At 44.5% G+C, this 20,469-nt stretch carries 19 protein-coding genes; 7 read left to right on the top strand and 12 right to left on the bottom strand.

From position 1 onward, the window contains the following. Window positions 1-325: 325 nt before the first annotated feature. The gene (locus ACZM60_RS11685; protein ID WP_489521589.1) at window positions 326-964 is read right to left on the bottom strand and encodes a porin family protein; all 639 of its coding nucleotides are present in this window, start codon (window positions 962-964) and stop codon (window positions 326-328) included. An 87-nt stretch (window positions 965-1,051) separates the two neighbouring features. Continuing rightward, window positions 1,052-2,185, bottom strand: a complete 1,134-nt coding sequence (locus ACZM60_RS11680; RefSeq protein ID WP_489521588.1) for an OmpA family protein — start codon at window positions 2,183-2,185, stop codon at window positions 1,052-1,054. Between the two features lie 480 nt (window positions 2,186-2,665). Here ACZM60_RS11680 and ACZM60_RS11675 point away from each other — a divergent pair, with 480 nt between their 5' ends. Then, window positions 2,666-3,343, top strand: coding sequence for an MIP family channel protein (locus ACZM60_RS11675; RefSeq protein ID WP_489521587.1), 678 nt, complete (start codon window positions 2,666-2,668; stop codon window positions 3,341-3,343). 72 nt (window positions 3,344-3,415) lie between these two features. Next, entirely contained in the window at window positions 3,416-4,282 is an 867-nt protein-coding gene (locus ACZM60_RS11670; RefSeq protein WP_489521586.1) for a PepSY-like domain-containing protein, read from the top strand. A gap of 92 nt (window positions 4,283-4,374) precedes the next feature. On the opposite strand, the gene ACZM60_RS11665 is transcribed toward ACZM60_RS11670, so the two are convergent. Together ACZM60_RS11665 and ACZM60_RS11660 are read right to left on the bottom strand one after the other, a co-directional pair. Continuing rightward, complete coding sequence (locus ACZM60_RS11665; protein ID WP_007748956.1) at window positions 4,375-4,902, bottom strand: outer membrane protein; 528 nt, start codon at window positions 4,900-4,902, stop codon at window positions 4,375-4,377. Window positions 4,903-4,925: 23 nt separating this feature from the next. After that, window positions 4,926-5,432, bottom strand: a complete 507-nt coding sequence (locus ACZM60_RS11660; protein WP_489521585.1) for a hypothetical protein — start codon at window positions 5,430-5,432, stop codon at window positions 4,926-4,928. 232 nt (window positions 5,433-5,664) lie between these two features. On the opposite strand from ACZM60_RS11660, the gene ACZM60_RS11655 reads away from it, so the two are divergent. The 5 genes from ACZM60_RS11655 (at window position 5,665) to ACZM60_RS11635 (ending at window position 11,395) form a co-directional block, all read left to right on the top strand. Then, the gene (locus tag ACZM60_RS11655; protein WP_258903107.1) at window positions 5,665-6,750 is read left to right on the top strand and encodes an immunoglobulin-like domain-containing protein; all 1,086 of its coding nucleotides are present in this window, start codon (window positions 5,665-5,667) and stop codon (window positions 6,748-6,750) included. 71 nt (window positions 6,751-6,821) lie between these two features. Next, window positions 6,822-9,350: a WG repeat-containing protein gene (locus ACZM60_RS11650; protein ID WP_489521584.1), complete on the top strand. Its 2,529-nt coding sequence runs from the start codon at window positions 6,822-6,824 to the stop codon at window positions 9,348-9,350. 87 nt (window positions 9,351-9,437) lie between these two features. Continuing rightward, complete coding sequence (locus ACZM60_RS11645; protein WP_489521583.1) at window positions 9,438-10,037, top strand: hypothetical protein; 600 nt, start codon at window positions 9,438-9,440, stop codon at window positions 10,035-10,037. A 50-nt stretch (window positions 10,038-10,087) separates the two neighbouring features. Beyond that, window positions 10,088-10,795 carry an SIMPL domain-containing protein gene (locus ACZM60_RS11640; protein WP_195414908.1) on the top strand — a complete coding sequence of 236 codons (708 nt, stop codon included), beginning with the start codon at window positions 10,088-10,090 and terminating at the stop codon, window positions 10,793-10,795. Window positions 10,796-11,017: 222 nt separating this feature from the next. Further along, window positions 11,018-11,395: an HU family DNA-binding protein gene (locus tag ACZM60_RS11635; RefSeq protein ID WP_489521582.1), complete on the top strand. Its 378-nt coding sequence runs from the start codon at window positions 11,018-11,020 to the stop codon at window positions 11,393-11,395. 149 nt (window positions 11,396-11,544) lie between these two features. Here ACZM60_RS11635 and ACZM60_RS11630 read toward each other — a convergent pair whose 3' ends face one another. The 8 genes from ACZM60_RS11630 to kdpB all read right to left on the bottom strand — a co-directional run. Then, complete coding sequence (locus ACZM60_RS11630; RefSeq protein ID WP_489521581.1) at window positions 11,545-12,333, bottom strand: ion transporter; 789 nt, start codon at window positions 12,331-12,333, stop codon at window positions 11,545-11,547. Window positions 12,334-12,530: 197 nt separating this feature from the next. Beyond that, complete coding sequence (locus ACZM60_RS11625) at window positions 12,531-13,316, bottom strand: META domain-containing protein (RefSeq protein WP_489521580.1); 786 nt, start codon at window positions 13,314-13,316, stop codon at window positions 12,531-12,533. Window positions 13,317-13,541: 225 nt separating this feature from the next. After that, on the bottom strand, window positions 13,542-14,984 hold the full coding sequence (locus ACZM60_RS11620; protein WP_489521579.1) for an ATP-binding protein: 1,443 nt from the start codon (window positions 14,982-14,984) through the stop codon (window positions 13,542-13,544). 21 nt (window positions 14,985-15,005) lie between these two features. Beyond that, a complete protein-coding gene (locus ACZM60_RS11615) occupies window positions 15,006-16,145 on the bottom strand; it encodes a sensor protein KdpD (RefSeq protein WP_489521590.1) in 1,140 nt (379 codons plus the stop codon). A 90-nt stretch (window positions 16,146-16,235) separates the two neighbouring features. Then, a complete protein-coding gene (locus ACZM60_RS11610) occupies window positions 16,236-17,744 on the bottom strand; it encodes a TrkH family potassium uptake protein (protein ID WP_489521578.1) in 1,509 nt (502 codons plus the stop codon). Between the two features lie 204 nt (window positions 17,745-17,948). Next, on the bottom strand, window positions 17,949-18,665 hold the full coding sequence (locus ACZM60_RS11605; protein WP_022479886.1) for a hypothetical protein: 717 nt from the start codon (window positions 18,663-18,665) through the stop codon (window positions 17,949-17,951). Window positions 18,666-18,684: 19 nt separating this feature from the next. After that, window positions 18,685-19,260, bottom strand: a complete 576-nt coding sequence (locus ACZM60_RS11600; protein ID WP_489521577.1) for a K(+)-transporting ATPase subunit C — start codon at window positions 19,258-19,260, stop codon at window positions 18,685-18,687. Window positions 19,261-19,317: 57 nt separating this feature from the next. Beyond that, the coding region (gene kdpB, locus ACZM60_RS11595; RefSeq protein ID WP_489521576.1) for a potassium-transporting ATPase subunit KdpB at window positions 19,318-20,469 on the bottom strand (1,152 nt) is incomplete at its 5' end.

The following is a 20,469-nucleotide window of genomic DNA, read 5'->3' as shown; positions in this document are numbered from 1 at the left end:
TATATTTGCCATAGGAAGTAAAAGAGGTGGTTCTCTTTGCTAAGGTAGTTCATTCTACCTTAGCTTTACTTCCTTTTTTTGTTTTTATCGAAAAACGTTTAAGACAACATTGATTCGAAAGTACAAAAATATTCTGTAACACGAATGTTTATGATTGAATTTTATGATTTTGGCTATATTTTGTATGGTTGCCGGGTTGTTTTGACTGGGTGTTGAATACAGTAAATTGTTATCGAAAGAAGTGAAGCATAAAGGATATAACGAAAAAGAGAGCCTGCCGTTTTTCAGCGGCAGACTCTCACGGACAGAGTTATTTAAAAGTAGCTTAGAATTTGTATCCCAAAGTAATACCGATATTGGCATTATGTGGAGCGTTTCCGTCCTTCACTTTGCAGAAACCGAGCTGGGTATCGAGACCGACCAAAATTTTGCCGAATTCTACCCCTAATCCGATGTTCCATCCGGCATCAAAACGATTGTAGTCAAGGCCGTCGCTGCCAAAAGTGTCGACTTTGTCTCCTCCATTGACTGCAATGTCGCCAATAGAAGCTCCTCCGTCAAATTTAGTCTTACCACCTACACCGCAAGCAAGGTAAGGACCGGTCGCGATGACCAGATTGGTGTTGTCTGCAAGGTTAAAGCGGAACTGTACATTGATAGGAAGTTCCAGATAGAGTTGGTTGATCTTTACGTCTGCATCGGCATCAACGACGGTTCCTTCATAGCCGCTGGAGTATTTGGCCCCTTTTTGTGAGAAGAAGAGAGAAGGTTGCAGAGAAATAAGGTCTGTAAACTGGTATTCCATACCTACTCCGATGCGTGCTCCGGGCTTGAATTTGGAATGGTCGGAATTTTCACCGATATAGCTGCTCAGATTCAGACCGGCTTTTACCTGAAAGGAGACTTGTGCGAATCCAATGGTGCTGCATAACGCAAACAAGATAGTTAAAATACTTTTTTTCATAATTATGTTCATTTTAAGTTTCAATCAAAAAGAAGTCGGACACTTGGTATGTCCGAACTTTCACACACAATGTAGCTTCCAAGCGGATTAGTTTTCATGGATGGTGCAGATGCTTACCCGATTCCAATCTGGTTCTTCAAACATGTTTCCTACACCTTGTCCTTCGGCTGTAATCCGGTTCTCGGCTATTTTATACCGTTTCACTAACAAACTCTTGACGGCATCCGCACGTTGTTGGGCGATACGGGCATTTACTTCGGCCTTTCCTTCCGGAGAAGCATATCCTTTGATGGATACAGTAGCCTTTTCATGATTTTTCAAGTAAGTCGCAATACGTTCCACATTAGGGGTCTGAGACGCTACTACACTGACACCTCCTTGGCGGAAGGTTACCACAGATTCCAAGGTCTTCTTATGGCTGGTGATGGTATCTGTTACGATAACCGGACCCTGATTCTTGCAGTCGGCCAACTGTTGTTCCAATTCAGCATTTCGTTGGTTGGCAGCAGTCAGTTCGGCTTCTTGATCTACGTTGGTTTGTCTCAGGTTATTTACCTGCTCGTTCAGCGCATCCACTTCTGCCTGGTCATACAGCTTGGCAAAAGAAATATGATGTTTGCCATTGCTGCAACGGAAGTGGTATTTCAGACCGGCTGTAATTTCCCAAGCTGCCCGGTTGGCGTTAAATCCTACGTTTCGTTCACCACATGCGTTCAGATCATATACCAAGGCAGGTTTGATGCCAATGGTCCAGGCTTTGGCTTCACCTAAATTGAAATTGAAGTTGAGTCCCAGTTTGCTGGAGATGCTGTTACGGTCTCCGTTACCGTTTTGGGCATAATGCAGCCAACCGAGGCCGGCTACGGTTTCTATTTCGAATAATCGGGGTGTTCCCCAATATCCTGCAAATAGGTTGCTCAGATTGACGGAGGTCAATAAACTTACATTGGTGTTGTCAAATGCCGTTTTGCTGGCAGTCGTATTGATGCTGGTCATGGCTTCCACACCCATACCGAAAAAGGGTGTGAGCTGTTTACCTATTCCAAGTCCCCATGTGGCTCGCATGTTCGGGAAAAATGCACTGTGGGTCAATGGAGTGGTAACACCGGCATGGATGCCAATAGACCAGTTATCTCCCAAGTTGGCTCCTTCGTAAGCTCTTTGAGCATAGATGCCACTACAAGTAAGACAAGCTATAATTACTGCAATAAATTTCTTCATAAGAATGAGTTGTTAAAAGTTTAGGGCTGCAATATTAGCAGCATTTACAATCCGTTGTTATTGAAAGACTTTTTAATTAACAAATATTAAACATAAATCAATACGAAACCAATCTTTTGACTCTCTATGGGATCTATTCATAGGGGCACTGGGAAAATCCGATGAAGATATAGCTGAACATACGGAAGCCATAGGTATTCATTTTTGGATGGACAGTATGAGGCTTCTTCATGGTATGGCAGTGGTTGATTGTCTCGTGTCCTTAATTCCATAAAGATATGCTGTAGGACATGGAATCAGATGAATTTCAGAATGTCTGTCTCCTTTTTGATAAGTTATGCCACATTTCCCAAGAAAAAAGTTTGAACCTTTATTTTTATTTATACATTTGCAAGTTGCATAGGTAAAACAGCCTGTTTCTAAACCTTGTAGTATAATAATGTATAGTAATAGTATAGTTTAATCAAAAATTAAGAAAACATGAAAAAGTACATTGCTGAAATGTTGGGAACGATGGTTCTCGTTCTTATGGGATGTGGCACGGCGGTCAGTTTGTCGTGTACGTCAGCTAACCCTGATTTAGCTTCTACTGTTGTTGGTACGGCTCTTGCCTTTGGACTGTCTGTGGTGGCTATGGCTTACGCTATTGGCGGTATTTCCGGCTGTCACATCAATCCGGCTATTACACTGGGTTGTTTGCTGTCGGGACGTATCAGTGGAAAGGATGCCGGTATGTATATGCTGTTTCAAGTAATCGGTGCCTTTATCGGTTCAGCTATTTTGTGGGTGCTGACTTCCAATTCCGGACTGGTCGGCACAGGAGCCAATGCTTGTCAGGAAGGTGTTTCCGTAACCGGAGCTTTGCTGGCGGAAATAGTTTTTACTTTTGTTTTTGTATTGGTAGTGTTGGGTACAACAGATGCAAAGAAAGGAGCAGGCAACTTTGCAGGACTTGCTATCGGTCTTTCTTTGGTGCTGGTTCATCTCGCCTGCATTCGCTATACGGGAACTTCGGTTAATCCGGCCCGTAGTATAGCTCCTGCCATTTTCCAAGGTGGGGAAGCGTTAAGTCAGTTGTGGATATTCATCGTCGGACCTTTCATCGGTGCAGCATTAAGTGCCGGAGTGTGGAAAGTGTTTGCCGACAAACAAAATTGATAATGTAGATAGGATTGGGTATTTAAAAATAGAATGAACGAACGGATTAGTCATATTTAAAATTGAACGATTATGAAATTGAAAATGTATTTTATAATGTTGGCCTTGAGCCTGTTCAGCTTCGCAATACAAAGTTGTGATGATGACGATGAGGATGCTCCTGTTTCAGAACAACTGGAGAAAGCTTTTACCAATGAATTTGGCAACGTAGCCCATAACTGGTCTACGCGAGGTACTAATCATGTTGCATCTTTCAATCAAGACAATACAGAAAAAGAAGCCTGGTTTGATGCAAATGGAGTTTGGCTGATGACAGAAACGGACATTGCTTACGATGCTCTTCCTGCACCAGTTAAACAAGCATTTGAAGCACTTACTCAATATGAGGGTTGGAAGCGTGACGATGTGGATATGCTTGAGCGTAAGGGCATGGAGAAAGTATATGTGATTGAAATCGAAAAAGGCAAGGAGGAATTGGACCTCTATTTTGATGTCAATGGAAATCTATTGAAGGAAGTGGCTGATAAAGACGATGATTCGTTCAACTATTTACCTTCTGAACTCCCTGCATCTGTAGCTCAGTTGCTGAATGAGAAGTATGCCGGTTATAAGTTGTTGGAGGTTGAACTGGATCCTGTTTCCAAACTACTGGAAGTGGATGTCCTTTTGCAGTCTGCCCAGTTGGAAGTTTGCTTTGATGTTACTGCATCCTATGCGTGGGTTTCCACTTCGCAGGATGTGCTGTATACGTCTCTGCCTGATGCTGTGAAAACTGCTGCTAAGAATGCAGAAAAAGAACATGTCGGCTATGAACTGGATGATGAAGAAGCGGAAAAGGTGGTTACTCCTACAGGCACCTATTATATCGTAGAATTGGAAATGGATGGAAAGCCTGACATTCAAGTTGAAATTAAAGAAGACGGTACACTAAAACAATAAGATTCATGTAATACTCAATTCCAATAAAAGAAGAGAGCCTTTTGCTGCATTCCAGTAAAAGGCTCTTTCTTGATTATACAAGTACGGCTAATTTAAAAACGATAAGCAAATCCGAGATTGAATACGGCCTGATCAAAATCACTGACCAGTTGATAGCGGAACTCAAAGTTCATCATCCAGTTTCTGGCTATTGCGAAATCAACTCCACCACCAATATTCATGCCAAACCGGCATTCATTGTCGCTGTCGTCATCGCCATCTATATGGACGTGATTTCCGTCTATATCCACATCTAAATCATTGTCCCAGTCAAACATCCAATTGGAAAATGTCAGACCAAGCAATGGGTAAAGTTTCACTTTGCTTGCTACAGGAAATAAATAGTGGAAATTCAGGTTTACGTCTAACATGCTGACGTTGTCATTCTCAAAGAAATAGTTCAATGAAGGTTCCAGACGTATGGGATTGGTGATATTGTACTGATATTTCAGTCCCAAACCAACACTCTCAATTTCTGTTCCATAACTTAAACCGAATCCGATTGCTTGTTTTCCCTTTTGTGCATAAGTGTTGCCAACAAGCATCAAAAAACAAACTGCTAAAAATAAAATCTTTTTCATTTTGGTATGTATTTTGTGTAAAATTAGTCATCGTCATCATCCCAGTCGTCATCATCATCATCGTCGTCCCATTTATGACGCCTGTATTTCTTGTATTTTTTGTGATGATATCTGTCGTGATGGTCACAATAGGAACAATAATGTTTGTGCCAATATCTGCTATGGAAATCAATCCTGTCATAAAAAGGATTGTAGTAATGGCTTCCCGGTCTGATACCAATTTCAATCAAGACACGATTCCATTTCCGATAGCGTTTATAATAATGGCAGATGTCACGCATGTGTTTGCCGGAAGTCCTTGCTATTTCAAGGGCCAAACCGACATTACCCCAGTTGCGTCCACACTGTCTGTAATAGTCATCCAGAAGACTGCCACGTGTGTTATATTCTACGCACAATCGCTTCCGGTAGTCGGACAGTTCCACAGAGGCATATTTATTAGCTCTGCTGATGAACAAGGATAGCCTGTCTTGTGCAAAGACGGAACAAGAAACGGCCATGAGCAATAGTAAAAGATAAAATTTCCTCATAAAACAAATGATTGGTAAAATTGTGGACAAAGGTACTATAAAATCATTAAATAATGCATTGCATTTGAAAAAATACAATCATTTGTTGATCTTTTCGTCAAAAAGATGTTTCAAAGCAGATTTTTGACAGGAATGATGGGTAAAATTAGCCAAGCAGTGCTTTTTTATAAGAACGGATAGCTGATTTCTAATTCTATTTGTTACCTTTGAGAATCATTGTAAAATATGGCTTATGGGAACCTTGGGATGCATCAATGACATGTTGCAACGCGATAAAGAAAATCGGGAGCTGCGCAAACGGAATCGGGAGAGGTTAACAGACACCTACCACCGGTTATTAGATACAGGAAAAGAGACTGACCTCTCTTTGATGACGATGGAAAAAATGGAAGATATCCGCCGGAAAACTTTGGAAAAAGAAGAGCTGGATAAGGCTGCCCATTTTAAGGCGATGCTTTATTTAGCCTTGGGAATGGCATTGATTTTTCTCTTGATATGGTTACTTGTAGGATGTAGCAGTAAACCGTCCGGAAACAATCAGTCTGCGGTAAGGGGTGATTCAACTTCGATTACTCAAGGCGTTCAAACAGTTTCCGTTCATACCCAAGACACAATCTGCCATCTTCCAGTAGCCACTCAGAGTGTAAAGGATTCTGTGTTTACAGAGCAAGAACTGCAAAAGATACAGAATGAACTGCGAGAACGATATGCGCGTTCAGAAATAAAGGGCACTCGTTTAGACGGCAATATACAGGCATGGAGCGTAATAGGGAATCATCTTGTCGTGCAATTATGCTTAAACTCGCCGGAAGCCAGAGCCGTTTTTCGTGAGAAGATTATGGATTCACCTGCTATCCGTTTTGAAGGGGGCACAGAACCGACACCCAACAATCAACGATACACTTCCGATACTTTGGGCATCCATTTATATCCTGAATTCTCTGCATACCCATACACGGCTCGTACCGCCACTTTTGTACTATTCAATCAGAGCGAGCACGAGATAGAGTGTGGAGATTCATACCATATTACCTATGAAGACCAGCGTGGAGTCTGGCGGACTCTTCCTATACATACGATATTCAACTGTATTGCCTATGTTATTCAGTCTGGCGAACAATTTCTGTTTAAAGCTGACCTCAACCCGAATGTCCTGCCCAACCCACCGGGCAGATACCGTTTTTTCTATGAGGTAGAACTAATGGATAAGAGACAGAAAATCACACTTATGACTGAATTCCGGCTGGCAGACATCAAAGAAGCTGTCCGTGATTCTTCCGATGTAATCAGCGTGGAATATGTAAATTATCCCCGATGAGAGTTGATATGGTTTTATGACTAAATTTCATTTTCGATGTGCCATTGTCTGATTTTGAATTCCATATACACATGAAACGCTTTTTTCTATCCTTCATACTGCTTGGGTACTTCTTTCAACTTGAAGCACAAGAAAGAACAGCCAACGACACCATTCTGATGTTGGAAAACAAAATATGGAGAGCCGAACTTCCTTCTGAAAAATCCTATACGCAAGAGATGGAGTTCCGGGACTATGGGTTGTATGCTACTTTTACTTACAATGGAAGAAAAGTCATCATGGAAGACTCTTATTGTGTTTGTGGTGACACCATCAAAACTTCCTTCTGTAAGCAGTATTTAATTTTGGAATTGACTGACAGCACTCTTGTTATTCGTTATATTCCCCAAAGACTGGTCATAGGTAATGGCCCTGTAAAATACGCCAACACGATTAACTCACCTGCCAAAATGCTTGCAAACGAGCAACGGTTAGACAGTATCTGGAGGAAAGAAGATATTTGGAACAAGGGAGTTGCTGATATTTCTGGGAAGCCTATCAAAGATTTGTCAACCATTGAACCTCCCCGATGGGCGGTATGGGATTACGATTTGACAAAATACTATGTTTCCCAAATGAAATACCCAGAAGAGTTGCTAAAAAAGAATGTGACAGGTTATTCCGTAGTGATGTTTGCGATTGATACATTGGGATTACCTCGTTGGAACACAATTTTAACTACCAAATATAAGGATTTCGATCAAGAAGTGATCCGGTTAACTAAGGAATTACCACATTGCCTGCCCTGTCGAAATAAAAACGGCAAACGGATGGAATGTCTTTATACGGTGTATGTACCTTTCCTGCCCCAACATTATAGGGATAGGGTAAAGGCGGACAGCATTGGAGAAGAAGAATTGAAACAAAGCTTTGTGGAATGGGAAGCTGTGTCTTATTTTGAAAAAGCAAATCCGTATGCAGTTACCGACTATATTAATGAACGCCTGATATACGATTCCAAGCTATTAAACGGTAAAAAAGAAATCAAAGGGATTTATACGATACGCATTGATTCTTACGGGGAAATAATAAAAGTAGAAACCTTACGAGGTTGTGGCATACAAGAATGGGACAATCAAGTATTGCAAATCATAAAAGGTATGCCACGGTGGACTCCCGCCATCAATTTTCATGGTAAAGGTGAATATCGGAACTCTGTTTGGACTGTTCCTGTTTTATTCAAGAATGATAGTACAACAAGAAACGAACTGCATGATTATAACTGGCTCATAAAAACGCTGAGCAGAGAGTGTAAATATCCCGTTGCCCAGCAAAGAAGGAACAAGGGTTGTGTTTTACAGGTGGAATATACTGTGACCCCAGAAGGTTATATCAGCCATGCTGCGGTACTCAATCAAGCACCCCGTGCATTCCGAAAGTCGGTGATGCAAGTATTTCACTCGTTACGGAATGTACCCACTGTCTTACGCCCCGGGAAAAGCATTCTCAGCATCCAATTCTGGCTGGATAACATGGCGAAAGGTCCTCACGCAGATGTTTTGATAATCGGCTACACTTCTTGTGACACCCCTGTCTTGATGCGATATGATGCCGTGCTGACTGTCCATACTACTGAACCTCATCTGGAAGTGGGTGTACCGGTCTGTTATCTGAATGAACGAGGTGATACCCTTGTGCCTTACGGGAAATATCGGTATTGTCAGACGGATACTATCACGGAAATAGGCTTTGTATATGAGAACAAATCGAAGAAGGCCCGTATTGTTTGCATCAATGATGCAGGCAAAGAACTATTTTACGTTTTTAAATGTGATAATGGGCCAGATTATCTGAAAGAAGGGCTTTTTCGGATGATGGATGAACAAGGGCGGATAGGCTTTGCCGATTCATCAGGCAATGTGGTTATCCACCCCCAATTTCTGTATGCCACTCCGTTTGCAAATGGTCATGCTTATGTAACTGAACATGGAGAGGAAAGCAAGGATAGAGAGCACACGACCTGGCAGTCGGACGAATGGAAAATCATTAACCGGAACGGCAATGAATTGCTGGAATACACCGTCATCCGGAAAGACAAAGCCATCAAAGGATTGCTTATCCGATATTCCCATCCATCCGGAAGCATGCGGACTCTTACCTATACCTATCCGGAAGATATTGCTCTTGCGGACAATTTTCACGCAGAGGTGATGCTTAAAGACTTGAACTTTGACGGACAGGATGACATTGCCATACCGTTAGGCAACTATGGAAACCAACGCATTCAATATGAAGACGGTTATCTGTGGGATAAGGCTCTAAAGACTTATGTTCCCGTCAAGCAGCTGAAGGAAATTGCCAATCCGCGGATTGACAAAGAAGAGCGGTGTCTGTTCTCCTTTTCCCGCGAATCGGCAGCCAGCTACCATTATGAGCGATATGAATATGTTGACACTGAGCTTGTCAAGACCGCCGAACTCATCCAGACTTACCGTCAGGCAGGAGGAAAGCCCCTTTTCACAGAGAAGCACTATCAGAAAGGGAAAGGTATGAGAGTAGTTCATGCATCGGTTCCTATCCATGAAATTTCTCATTACTGGTTGAAGATTGTGCAAAAATGAACTTTGGGCAGCATCAACTAAGGGAATGTTTTGTATTTTTGCATCCAAAAACCTTTATTTATCCTATTTTGAAGAGGAGGACGGATTATGAAAGTTACGGTTGTCGGCATGTTATGCTGTTTGCTGTCTCTTGCTTGCACGGATAAGCAGAAGACATTTTTGCCGGAAGCGGTTCCGGCCTCGGCTATTGCCGTTATCGGAGGTTCAGAGCAGGATACGACTGCATGGACGGTAGAGGGGAATAAAGCCATTGCCCCACAGATACAAGACAGGGATACGGTCATTTATGAAATGCCCTCGTATTATCTGTGGTATAGAAAAGATTTGCCGAAATCTTATCGTAAGCAGGAACATCAGTTTTGGACAGAGCGTAAGGTGTATTGGCAAGATGTGAAGGTCATCAATGTCTTTCTGGCCAATTACACGGATGTACCTCTTGAATTTAGCGGAGATTGGGAGCTTCAGCAATGGAATGGTCAAGATTGGGAACAGCCGCAATTGAAGCATTTGCCCGATACAGCAGAGACAGAGTGGATAAACGATGAACAAGCCCATTGCTTGTATTGCTTTCGCATTCCCGTAGGTGACTTTTATTATTTGCCGAAGGGACGTTATCGGATAAATAAGCTGGTTGCTCCCCATAATCAGCACGTCGTTTGTCTGTCTGCCCCATTTGAAATTCCCTAAAATCGGTTCGTAAAAAGATAACAGTTTGAACTAAAATCAAGTATTTGCGTATGAAAAAGTATGGATTAATTTTCATCATGAGCCTACTGGTTTGTGTTACGATGAAAGCGCAGGAGTGTGAGCGGTATATCGAAGTGACCGGAACGTCTGAAATGGAGGTCGTACCGGATGAGATTCATTATCTCATTGAAATACAGGAGTATTTTGAGGAGGAATTTGATGGCGTATCGAAGCCTGAGCAATACAAGACGAAGGTACCTATTACCCGGATTGAGCAGGAATTGATGCAGGCTATCCATGATGCCGGAATCCCCGACTCAGCTGTACGCGTTCAAGAATATGGCAACAATTGGCGACATCAGGGGCATGATTTTTTGATCTCGAAACAGCTGGACATCACCCTGCAGGACTTCAAGCAGATTGACCGGATTGTCCAAAAGCTTAACACCCGGGGCATTCACTCGATGCGTATCGGCAAGTTGGATAACAAGGATATACTGACCTACCACCAAAAGGCCAAGATTGAAGCCCTGAAAGCTGCCCAACGCAAAGCAGCTTATCTGGTAGAAGCTTTGGATAAGAAATTGGGTTCGGTGATACGCATCGTAGAAAATACCAATGCAAACTCAGGAATGTTCGGTGCTTTACAAAGCAACGTGATGTCGATGAATGCCGGAGGATATGATAACTTCCGTACCATCCAACTGAAATATTCGATGACGGTACGCTTTGAAATAACGGACTGGATGAGCCGCTGATTTTATCACGTCAATTTGCCCGTCTGATGAGCTGACAAGCGTTTTTTATCGAATGTATCTGAGGAAAATAAAAAAGAAATGCTTACCTTGCGCCGTGCAGTCTTTGAAGGCTGTACGGCAAATAAAATACTAACCTTAAAAGAGAAGATTATGAGCATTTTTTTGAAAGCGGTGCAACGCATCAACCCTTCGCACCCCGATGAACCCAAGAAGTGGTAGCCCGTGCAATATACCACTAAGATGGTGGATGAAAGTGAAGTTGCCATGTTGATTGCCGAGGAGACCACACTTAACCCCATGGAAGCGGCCATGGCGATACGCCAGCTGCGCAAAGTGATGCAACGATTGCTGCTTGATGGCAAAAGCGTGAAGCTCGGTGACTGGGGAACATTCAACGTGACTCTGAACACCGAAGGAGCCGACACCCGTGAAGCGTTGACCGCCCACAACGTAAAGCGTGTCAACATCAACTTCCAGCCTGGCGATGAACTGAAGACTGCCATGCAGAAAGCGGACTTCGTCTGGCTGGACAAACTGACGGAAAATGGTACATCTGACAAACCGTCAGAACACGAAGAAGAACATGAAAGTCTGCTTTGATTCGAATTATGAAATTGCCCGACCCGGATTGCCGAGTCGGGCAACTCGTTTTCGTGAGTTGGGCAACTCACCCTTTTGAGTTGGGCGACTCAGCAAACTGAGTTGGGCAACCTTGGGAAAAAGAAACTCAAGGCGAAATCAGAATGGAGTCAATCGTTGGAATGCTTCTCTTCTTGCCGCTTTTCTTCTTGTTTTTTCTCTGCCTGCATCTGCTGCCGCTCTTTTTTCTGAATCATACTCATAAAGGAAGAACTGATGATACCGGTAGGAATCGCTACCATGGCTACACCGACCAGACAGATGATGCATCCCAACAATTTGCCCAATGGAGTGATGGGATAAATATCACCGTAACCTACCGTTGCAAAGGTGATGATGGCCCACCAAATACTATCCCCGATGTTTTCAAACACATCGGGTTGGGCATTCCGCTCGATGTAATACATGAGAATGGCCGAGAAACAGATGGTAATGAAACTGGCTGTATAGGCCGTAGCAAGTTCCTCTCTGACGGAATAAAGAGCTTTTCCAATCAAGCGGAACGAACGGGAATGGCGTATCAGCTTGAATATGATGAAAATATAAGGGAGGATAATGATGTGTACTACTTCTGTGTTCCAATAGATATAGGTCAGCACACAAGGTAGGATGGCTACAAAATCCACAAATCCATAGAAAGAGAGTGTATAAAGCAAACGTGCCTTAATAGCACTTTTTGTTGGATGAAGGGCTGGCGCGGACAAGATACGGGCTGAATATTCGAGCAGGAATACGAACGAAGAAATATAGGTGATGCCGAATAAGGATAACCGATACCGGGACATCTCTTCAAAAGAACTGGCAATGACTGCCAGAATGGAAATCAAGATGAAGAAGAGTACAATATAATGCACCCAGTTTTTGTTCAGAAAACGTTGGATAGCTACATATAATTTCATGATACGGTAAAAACTTGGATTGGAAAAACAATAGGGAATGTCTGTTGGGATACCTTTTCAATGGGCTGTAAGTTTTTTACTTATTGGCAACTGATACTTAGCAAAAACAAGGCCCTTTTCTCCATGATATGGGAAACCGGAGAAAAGTAGCCTTGTCTGTCATCATCACTATGTCATGTCATCGGAAAATATAGGAATCAGTTCTTTCTTTTGGCCAGTTCGAGTACTTGCACACTGCCTGCAGCAAACAGTCCCACGTGTCCGTTGGGTAACATGCCGAAAGTGGTTACTTCCTTCAGAGCGGCTAATACCTCAAATTCGGTTTCGATGTTCGGACAAGTCATACGTGTGCTAGAAATAGGCAGGAACACCAATGAGTTGGATTGTTTCTCAAGAGTCTTGAACTTACCGTTCATTTGGTTGCATCCGGCATTTCCACTGAGCGTCTTCTCCATTACATCGAGTGAGAAGAAAGGGCGGTTCTTCATGGAATCCGGCAAAGCTTCGCCGTTCATTTTCACTACATCCCACGTGCCTTGCAATTCAGACAGCGGCATCAAAAAGTAGCGTCTGCTAAGTTTAGCTAATGGATTATCCAATGAATCACACAGCATAATCTGATCCGTGCGTTCTTGTTTTACTTTTTTCGTCAGGGCAAGTGCTTGTGAAAGTGCCTTTTCCTGCTCCATATCCGGACATGCCATCATCGTGGAAGCCAACTTGTCCATCATCATCCGGGCTGACTCGTCCGACCATTCAAACGACCCCATCAGACGGTTGCAGCCTCCATATCCATACACCCTCATCTCATGGGTATCAAAACCAATGAAAGGCTGTTGTTTCGTATTCACCGGCTGACCTGCGAGTTCTACGACATTCCATTCCCCTTCAAGGTCAGACAAGGATACTGGATTTCCATTTCCTATACAGGATGCCAACGCAAACAGGGCTGTCAACATCCCATAAATCATTGTTTTATTCATTTTTCTCAAACGTTTAATTATCCAATCAGGTGTTGAAGGCTATCTATATGCTACTGCGAAGCGCCTTCTGCTCCCTGGGTTTATTTCCTAAATCAGACGCAAAGGTAGCAAACCTTGTGATACGAATGCATCTTTTAGGCAAAAAATGCAAAGTTAATCAGCTAGTAATTCCTTTAGAGCTCAATGCGATGCAAGGCATGCGAAAGCATGCTGCATTGCGCTGTATCATGCCTTCAAGCGCAATGTAAAGCAACTGCCTTTCCCAATTTCACTTTCTACGGTCAACGTGCCTCCATGCGCTTCGACAAAGTCTTTGGAGATGGAAAGACCCAGTCCGCTACCCTGTACCTTGGTGCCTGGCACCCGGAAATAATGGTCAAAGATGCTCTGGTGATAACGAGGGTCAATGCCTTTGCCAAAATCACGCACAAACATTTCTATCCAGTTGTCTTCGGTTTTGCGTGCACCGATGATAATCCGCCCGTTTTCGGCAGAATACCGGATGGCATTGGAAAGCAGGTTGGTCAGCACCCAGGCAATCTTTTCACTGTCAACAAACACTTTGCCTATCTTTTCCTCCGGATATTGTACTTCTATCTGGATGTTGAATTTTTCGGCTTGTATCCGGTTCGCTTTGATGGCATATTCAATCAGTTCAATAGGCTTGGTGACACGCGGTTTCAGCTGCAACTTGCCGGATTCCACCTGGGTCATGTTGAGCAGTTCACTGGTGATGTTCAGTAACCGGTCGCTGTTGTCCTGAATGCTTTGAGCAAGTTCCTTCTGTTCTTCATTCAGAAAGCCCACCCGGCTGTCTTCCAGCAACTGCAGGCTCATCAGAATGGCCGAAATCGGTGTCTTCAACTCGTGAGAGATGGTCGAGATGAAGGTGGTTTTGGCGGAATCCAACTCTTTGAATTCTGTGATATTTTTTAAGAGAATCACATATCCTTCCTTTTGAGACGTACCTTCTCTTCCAGTCTTCATACACTTCATCTGGAAATAGCTTTCCTTATTGTCGGCATAGATTTTCAGTGGCTCGTTTTTAGCCGTGTTCTTTTCATCGAAGGAATCCTGCACCCCCCGGAGCAGTCGGCGAAGAAGGTCGTTTCGCAGGGCTATCTCTTGAGCCGATTTCCATAACACTTCTTCCCGTTGCAGGTTGAGGATGCTGAGGGCTTCATCGTTGATGAAAAGGATGGTCATCGCATTGTCAAGTCCGATGATAGGTTCCTTTACGCTGTTGATGATGGTTTCCATGTAATTCTTGGCCGCCTTTATTTCAGCCAGTGTGCTGGAATGATAGTCAGCCAGCCGTTTGGCCATCCGGTTGAAATTATTAGACACTTCTTCAAACTCTTTGCTTTCCAGATTCAACCGCTGCTCGTAGTTATGGTTGGCTATCTCTTTAATGCCGTCCGTAATCTCTTTAATGGGCTTGTTGATGGAAGCTGGTAACTGCTTCAACATCCAAAGACCACAGACAATGCAGATGCCTCCGATGATTGAAACCCACACCAATGCCCGTTGCAAGCCGGGACCGGCAGCCGGGCTGGTCGGTTCGGTGGCAGTCAGAATTTGCAGGTTGACGATAGACAATGAAACCAGCAGCACAATCATGGCTACCAGCATACCGATATTCAACGTCAGTTTTGTCTTGATATTCATAAAACAATCTGTTTAGGGTTATTACTGCGGAAAGATAATCAATTTAATATTCTCATCCGAGAGAAATCTCAAAAAAGACCGATACCGTTTCAGGTGAATCAGGGTCGAGACATAGGTGAAAGCCGGCTGTCCGATGCACAGCGTCGTGACCTGACGCTCTTTGCACACCGCTTGGATAGTATCTATGACATCCGGTGAAGCCCGCTGTATCAGTTCACCGCCCAGCTCCGCCGCTAATTTGAAGTGATTCAGCAAATGGCGCTGGGTAGCCAACGGAATGCGGTCCGGATGTTCGGCTGGGGTCTGCACATACAGAACCAAAAAATCCGTATCGTATCGAGTGGCCAGCCTGGCAGTACGGCGGATGAGCCTTCTCGGTGTCTTTTCATTGCTGCTGATGCACACCAGAAATCGCTCGCGGTGCACCCCCTTCTCTACGGTAACAAGCTCATTCTCCACTTTCCGCTCCACCCGGAAGGCCACCTCTTTTAAAGCCAGCTCGCGCAGCTGAAGGATGTTTTCCGTCTTGAAGAAATGGTTCAAGGCAGTCTGGACTTTTTCTTTGCGGTATATTTTTCCGGCTTTCAGACGGTTGATCAGCTCTTCAGCTGTCAGGTCGATATTCACCACCTCATCCGCTTCTTCGAGTACCTTGTCCGGAATCCGTTCCTTCACCTCGATGCCAGCAATTCCCTTGACCTCCTCATTGAGACTTTCGATGTGCTGGATGTTGACAGCCGTGATGACATTGATGCCGGCCTCCAACAGTTCCATGACATCCTGCCACCGCTTTTCGTGGCGGCTGCCTTCCACGTTGGTATGCGCCAACTCATCGACTACGACCAGTTCCGGGTGCAGGAGCAGGATTGCATCCAAATCCATCTCTTCGAGTTCCTTTCCCTTGTAATAGATTTTCTTTCGTGGAATGATCGGCAGTCCAGCCAGCAACTCCTCGGTAGCGACGCGTCCGTGGGTTTCTACATATCCTATCTGCACGTTGATGCCGTTGTCCAGCATCTCATGCGCCTCCTGCAGCATCCGGTATGTCTTCCCCACACCGGCTATCATGCCAATATAGACCTTGAATACACCCCGCTGTGAACGCCGTATCAGCTGGAGGAAATGCTGTGCGTTTTCTTCTCTATCTTTTCTATCCTTCATATTATGCTTGTTTCTGTTGATATTCTTACAAACTTCCCGAGTTAACAATTAGGAAAATTCCCGATATTATTCTCAAAAAGGCAGATTCAGTTACTTTTCTTTCCAATATCCCCGATAGAACAGCAGCAGGATACCGAAAATCTCCAAACGTCCGATGAGCATCAGTGCAGAAAGAATCCACTTGGCAGCATCAGGAAGGGCTGCCCAAGAGAAAGCCGGTCCGAAAGCACCCAGTCCGGGGCCTACATTGCCTATGGCAGATATGACGGTACTCATGGATTCGGTCAGTCCCACCCCGCAGCCCATCAACAATATCCACCCTACAAAGATGCAAATCAAATACGTGACAAAGAACGTATATACCGTAGCGGAAGTCTGTACGGGTACACAAATGCCATTTACGCGTACAGGTAAAACGGCACGGGGATGAAGCATCTGTTTGAACTGATTCCGGATGTTGCGAGCCATGATGAGCAAGCGCATGTTTTTGACCCCTCCGCTGGTGGAACCGGTGCATCCGCCCGAAATCATGGCGAAAATCAGCAGCATCCAGGTGAAAGGCGGCCAAAGGTTGTAATCATCCGTAGCAAATCCACAGGACGTATGAGCAGTAGCTACCTGAAACAGGGCTTTACGGAAAGAGGTCTCCAGGTTGTAGTAGTCATTCAAGAACAGGGCAGCGGTAATGAGCAAAGTAAGAATGCCGACAGACTTCAGGAACCAGCGTAATTCTTCGTCTTTCCATAAGTTACGGAAATTGCCGCGCATGGCGGCCACATAATAAAGTGAGAAATTGACACCGGACAGAATCATAAAAACGGAAATCACGTATTCAATATAGGGCGAATTCCAATAGGCTACACTTGCCTGCTTAGTGGAAAAACCACCGGTGGCTGTCGTAGAAAAGGCATGACAAATAGCATCAAACCAGTCCATATTTCCTCCTACGAGCAGGAGCGTTTCCGTTGCTGTCAGTCCGATATAAATAATCCATAACCACCGAGCCATTACCTTGATTTTGGGATGAATCTTGTCATGGGTAACTCCGGTTGCTTCTGATAGAAAGAGTTGCTGGCTGCTGCCCGAGAAAAGCGGCAGCAGGGCAATGGTGAAAAGAACGATGCCAAGCCCACCAATCCATTGGGTCAGACTTCTCCAAAAGAGCAGTCCGTGAGGGAGGGATTCGATATGATCCAGTATCGTGGCCCCAGTAGTGGTAAATCCGGACATGGTTTCAAAAAAGGCATCGGCTACGGAAGTGATATGTCCACTAAACAGAAAAGGCAGCATGCCCAGTGCCGAAAACAGTAACCACGATAAACTGACAATACAATAACCGTCACGTCGATTGATGGATACTTCATTTCGTTTACCCACCAACAGCAGCAGTCCACCAAGTACAACGTTAATAAGCAGCGTCTCTAAAAAATGAATATAGTCTTCTTCCTGATAGTAGAAGGAAACACCTGCACAAAGTGCGAAAAGACCCGCTTCTACCAGTACAAGCACGCCTAATGCATATGAAACATGTCGATAGTTGACCATACAGTCCCTGTTTCTCTGAAAAGAAACTTTATTGCTTTGATACCATTCTTCCATTGTTCTTTTATTTTATTACATGAGAAACAAGGACTGTGCCATTGTTCCAGATCTTTCATTATCACTTGAAAATCAGCAGCTATGAAGATATAAAAGAGGAATGAAAAGGCAAACTGTTTTCTCAATCTGAGAAGAAACCTTTTCATTTTGAGAAAACAAGTCTTTCCGTTCCACTGTCTATAAGAGTACAAGGTGGTGGAAATGTTAAAATCCAATGCCGATTCCTGCTACCAGGTAAGTTCGGTCATATACCGGTGATACGATAGCTTGAACAAATAAGGGGATTGCCAAATGGTTTGACAACGATACTTCCTTGGAAACTTTCAGAGATAAATCCGTGAAAGCCGCTTTCCTATGATACATTCCCTTCCAAGGAGTAAAACCAACAGCTGGAGTCATCACTATGTCAGCAGGCAGCCGGAATACATAGGAGGCCGAAAGGTAAGTAGATGCCTGCAGATTGCCCTTCTCATTCTTGTCTGCCCCGGCAAACATGGTACTCCATGAAAGGGATAGCGGAAAAGTATCGCCAAAGCAGTAAGCCAGAGTGCCCTCGAAATAATGGCTGTTTTTGTAATGGCCATAAGGCTGGTTGATACCGCTCCACCAGTAGTCGGATAGGGTGACTGTAAAATTCCGGTAGGTATATCCGAGGTTGATATCCCATTCTTTGGCACCTCCTTCTTCCCATTTGGTGAGTGACTGGCTACCCCAAATATTGAGAGAAAAACCAGCATAGCCCAGCGTGAGAGAAGGCTGTACCGAACAGCCGGACTGCTGATCGGCTCCGCGCCAGATATAGTCAGATACGAAATCCGCCTTGGCATGGACGGATAGTTTGTTTTGTGCAGAAACTTGTAAAGGATATAAACAAGCCACTGCTCCTATGAGCAGCAGATTTTTTTTGATAAAAGCATACATGGTACAAACGGATTAAAGGTTATTTCTTATGTTCATCTAAAGCAACATTCAGTTTCAATACATTAATTTTGGAAGGCCCGAAAACGCCGAAAAGCGGTCTTTCGATGTGGTTTTCCACCAGTGCTTTCACTTCTTCTTCGCTCCATCCTCTGGCAGTAGCCACCCGTTTTATCTGCACATAGGCACAGGCCGGTGTAATGTCAGGATCCAATCCGGAGGCACTGGCCGTTACCATTTCTGCAGGCACCTCCGCACGTTTCAAGTACGGATGGTGTAACAAAAAGGTGTCTATCCGGGCCTCGACTTCTTTCAGGTAGCTTTCATTGGTTACCCCTTTGTTGCTGCCGGCCGAGCTGGTGCCGTCGTAACCGTCACCGGCACAGGAAGGTCGTCCCCAAAAATAAATATCTTGGGTAAACCGCTGTCCGACGTTGGCTACCCCCACTACTTTACCGTTTAGCGTGACAGTTTCGGCATTGCCACCCTCACCCGGCGCAGCGAACTGGGCATACACCCACAGGACCAGCACATAGCATACGGACAAAAACACACAGAAAACAAGGGTAAGTTTGATGGATTTTATCAGATTCTTCATAATGAATAATTTTTGAGTCAATTAAATGGGTTTGAATAAGTTATCATGAAAGATGGGTTAGACAAACAGACCAACGAGCAGGTCAATCAGTTTGATACCCACAAAGGGAGCTATCAGACCGCCTACCCCATAGATGAGCAGGTTTCGGCGAAGCAGGGCACTGGCACCGATCGGCTTGTAGGCAACTCCTTTCAGCGCCAGGGGTATCAGCGCAGGAATGATGAGCGCATTGAAGATGACGGCGGAAAGGATAGCACTTTCGGGACTGTGAAGCCCCATGATGTTAAGGGCACCCAATTGAGGAACAGAAACCATGAACAAGGCCGGAATGATAGCAAAGTATTTTGCCACATCGTTAGCGATGGAAAAGGTGGTCAGTGTACCTCGTGTCATCAACAGTTGCTTTCCAATCTCTACGATTTCGATCAGTTTAGTCGGGTCATTATCCAGGTCAACCATGTTGCCGGCTTCTTTTGCCGCCTGTGTACCGCTGTTCATGGCTACCCCTACGTTGGCCTGTGCCAATGCCGGAGCATCGTTTGTACCGTCACCCATCATAGCCACCAGTTTGCCAGCCGCCTGTTCCCGACGGATGTAATTCATCTTGTCTTCCGGCTTGGCTTCAGCGATGAAGTCATCCACACCCGCTTTTTTGGCAATGTATTGTGCAGTCAAGGGATTGTCTCCCGTTACCATCACCGTTTTGACGCCCATTTTTCGTAAGCGTTCAAATCGCTCTTCTATACCTGGTTTGATAATGTCCTGCAATTCAATGACACCAGCTACTTTCTGATTGACACAGACCACCAAAGGAGTACCTCCGTTGCCTGATATGTTTCGGATTGCATCTTCCGTTTCCCGGGGAAAGTCATGACCGGCTGCCTGCGTCAGACTGCGGATGGCATCAAAAGCCCCTTTACGAATTTGGGTACCGTCTTTCAGGTCTATGCCGGAGCATTTGGTTTCCGCCGTAAACTGGATCATGTGAGCCCCTTCCGTCTGGAGCGTATGCATGCGGATGCCTTGTTCGCGTCCCAATTCGATGATGGATTTACCTTCCGGAGTGTCATCGGCTACGGAAGAGAGCATGCATATTTCCACAAAACGGTGCAGAGGAATCTCTTTGACCGGATGAAAGGCTGTAGCCTTACGGTTTCCGATAGTGATGGTACCCGTCTTGTCCAGTAAAAGTGTATCCACATCTCCTGC

It is taken from the genome of Phocaeicola sp., assembly GCF_057861905.1.
The sequence above is the reverse complement of the archived record's forward strand: the minus strand, read 5'-3'. Positions and strand labels throughout refer to the sequence as shown.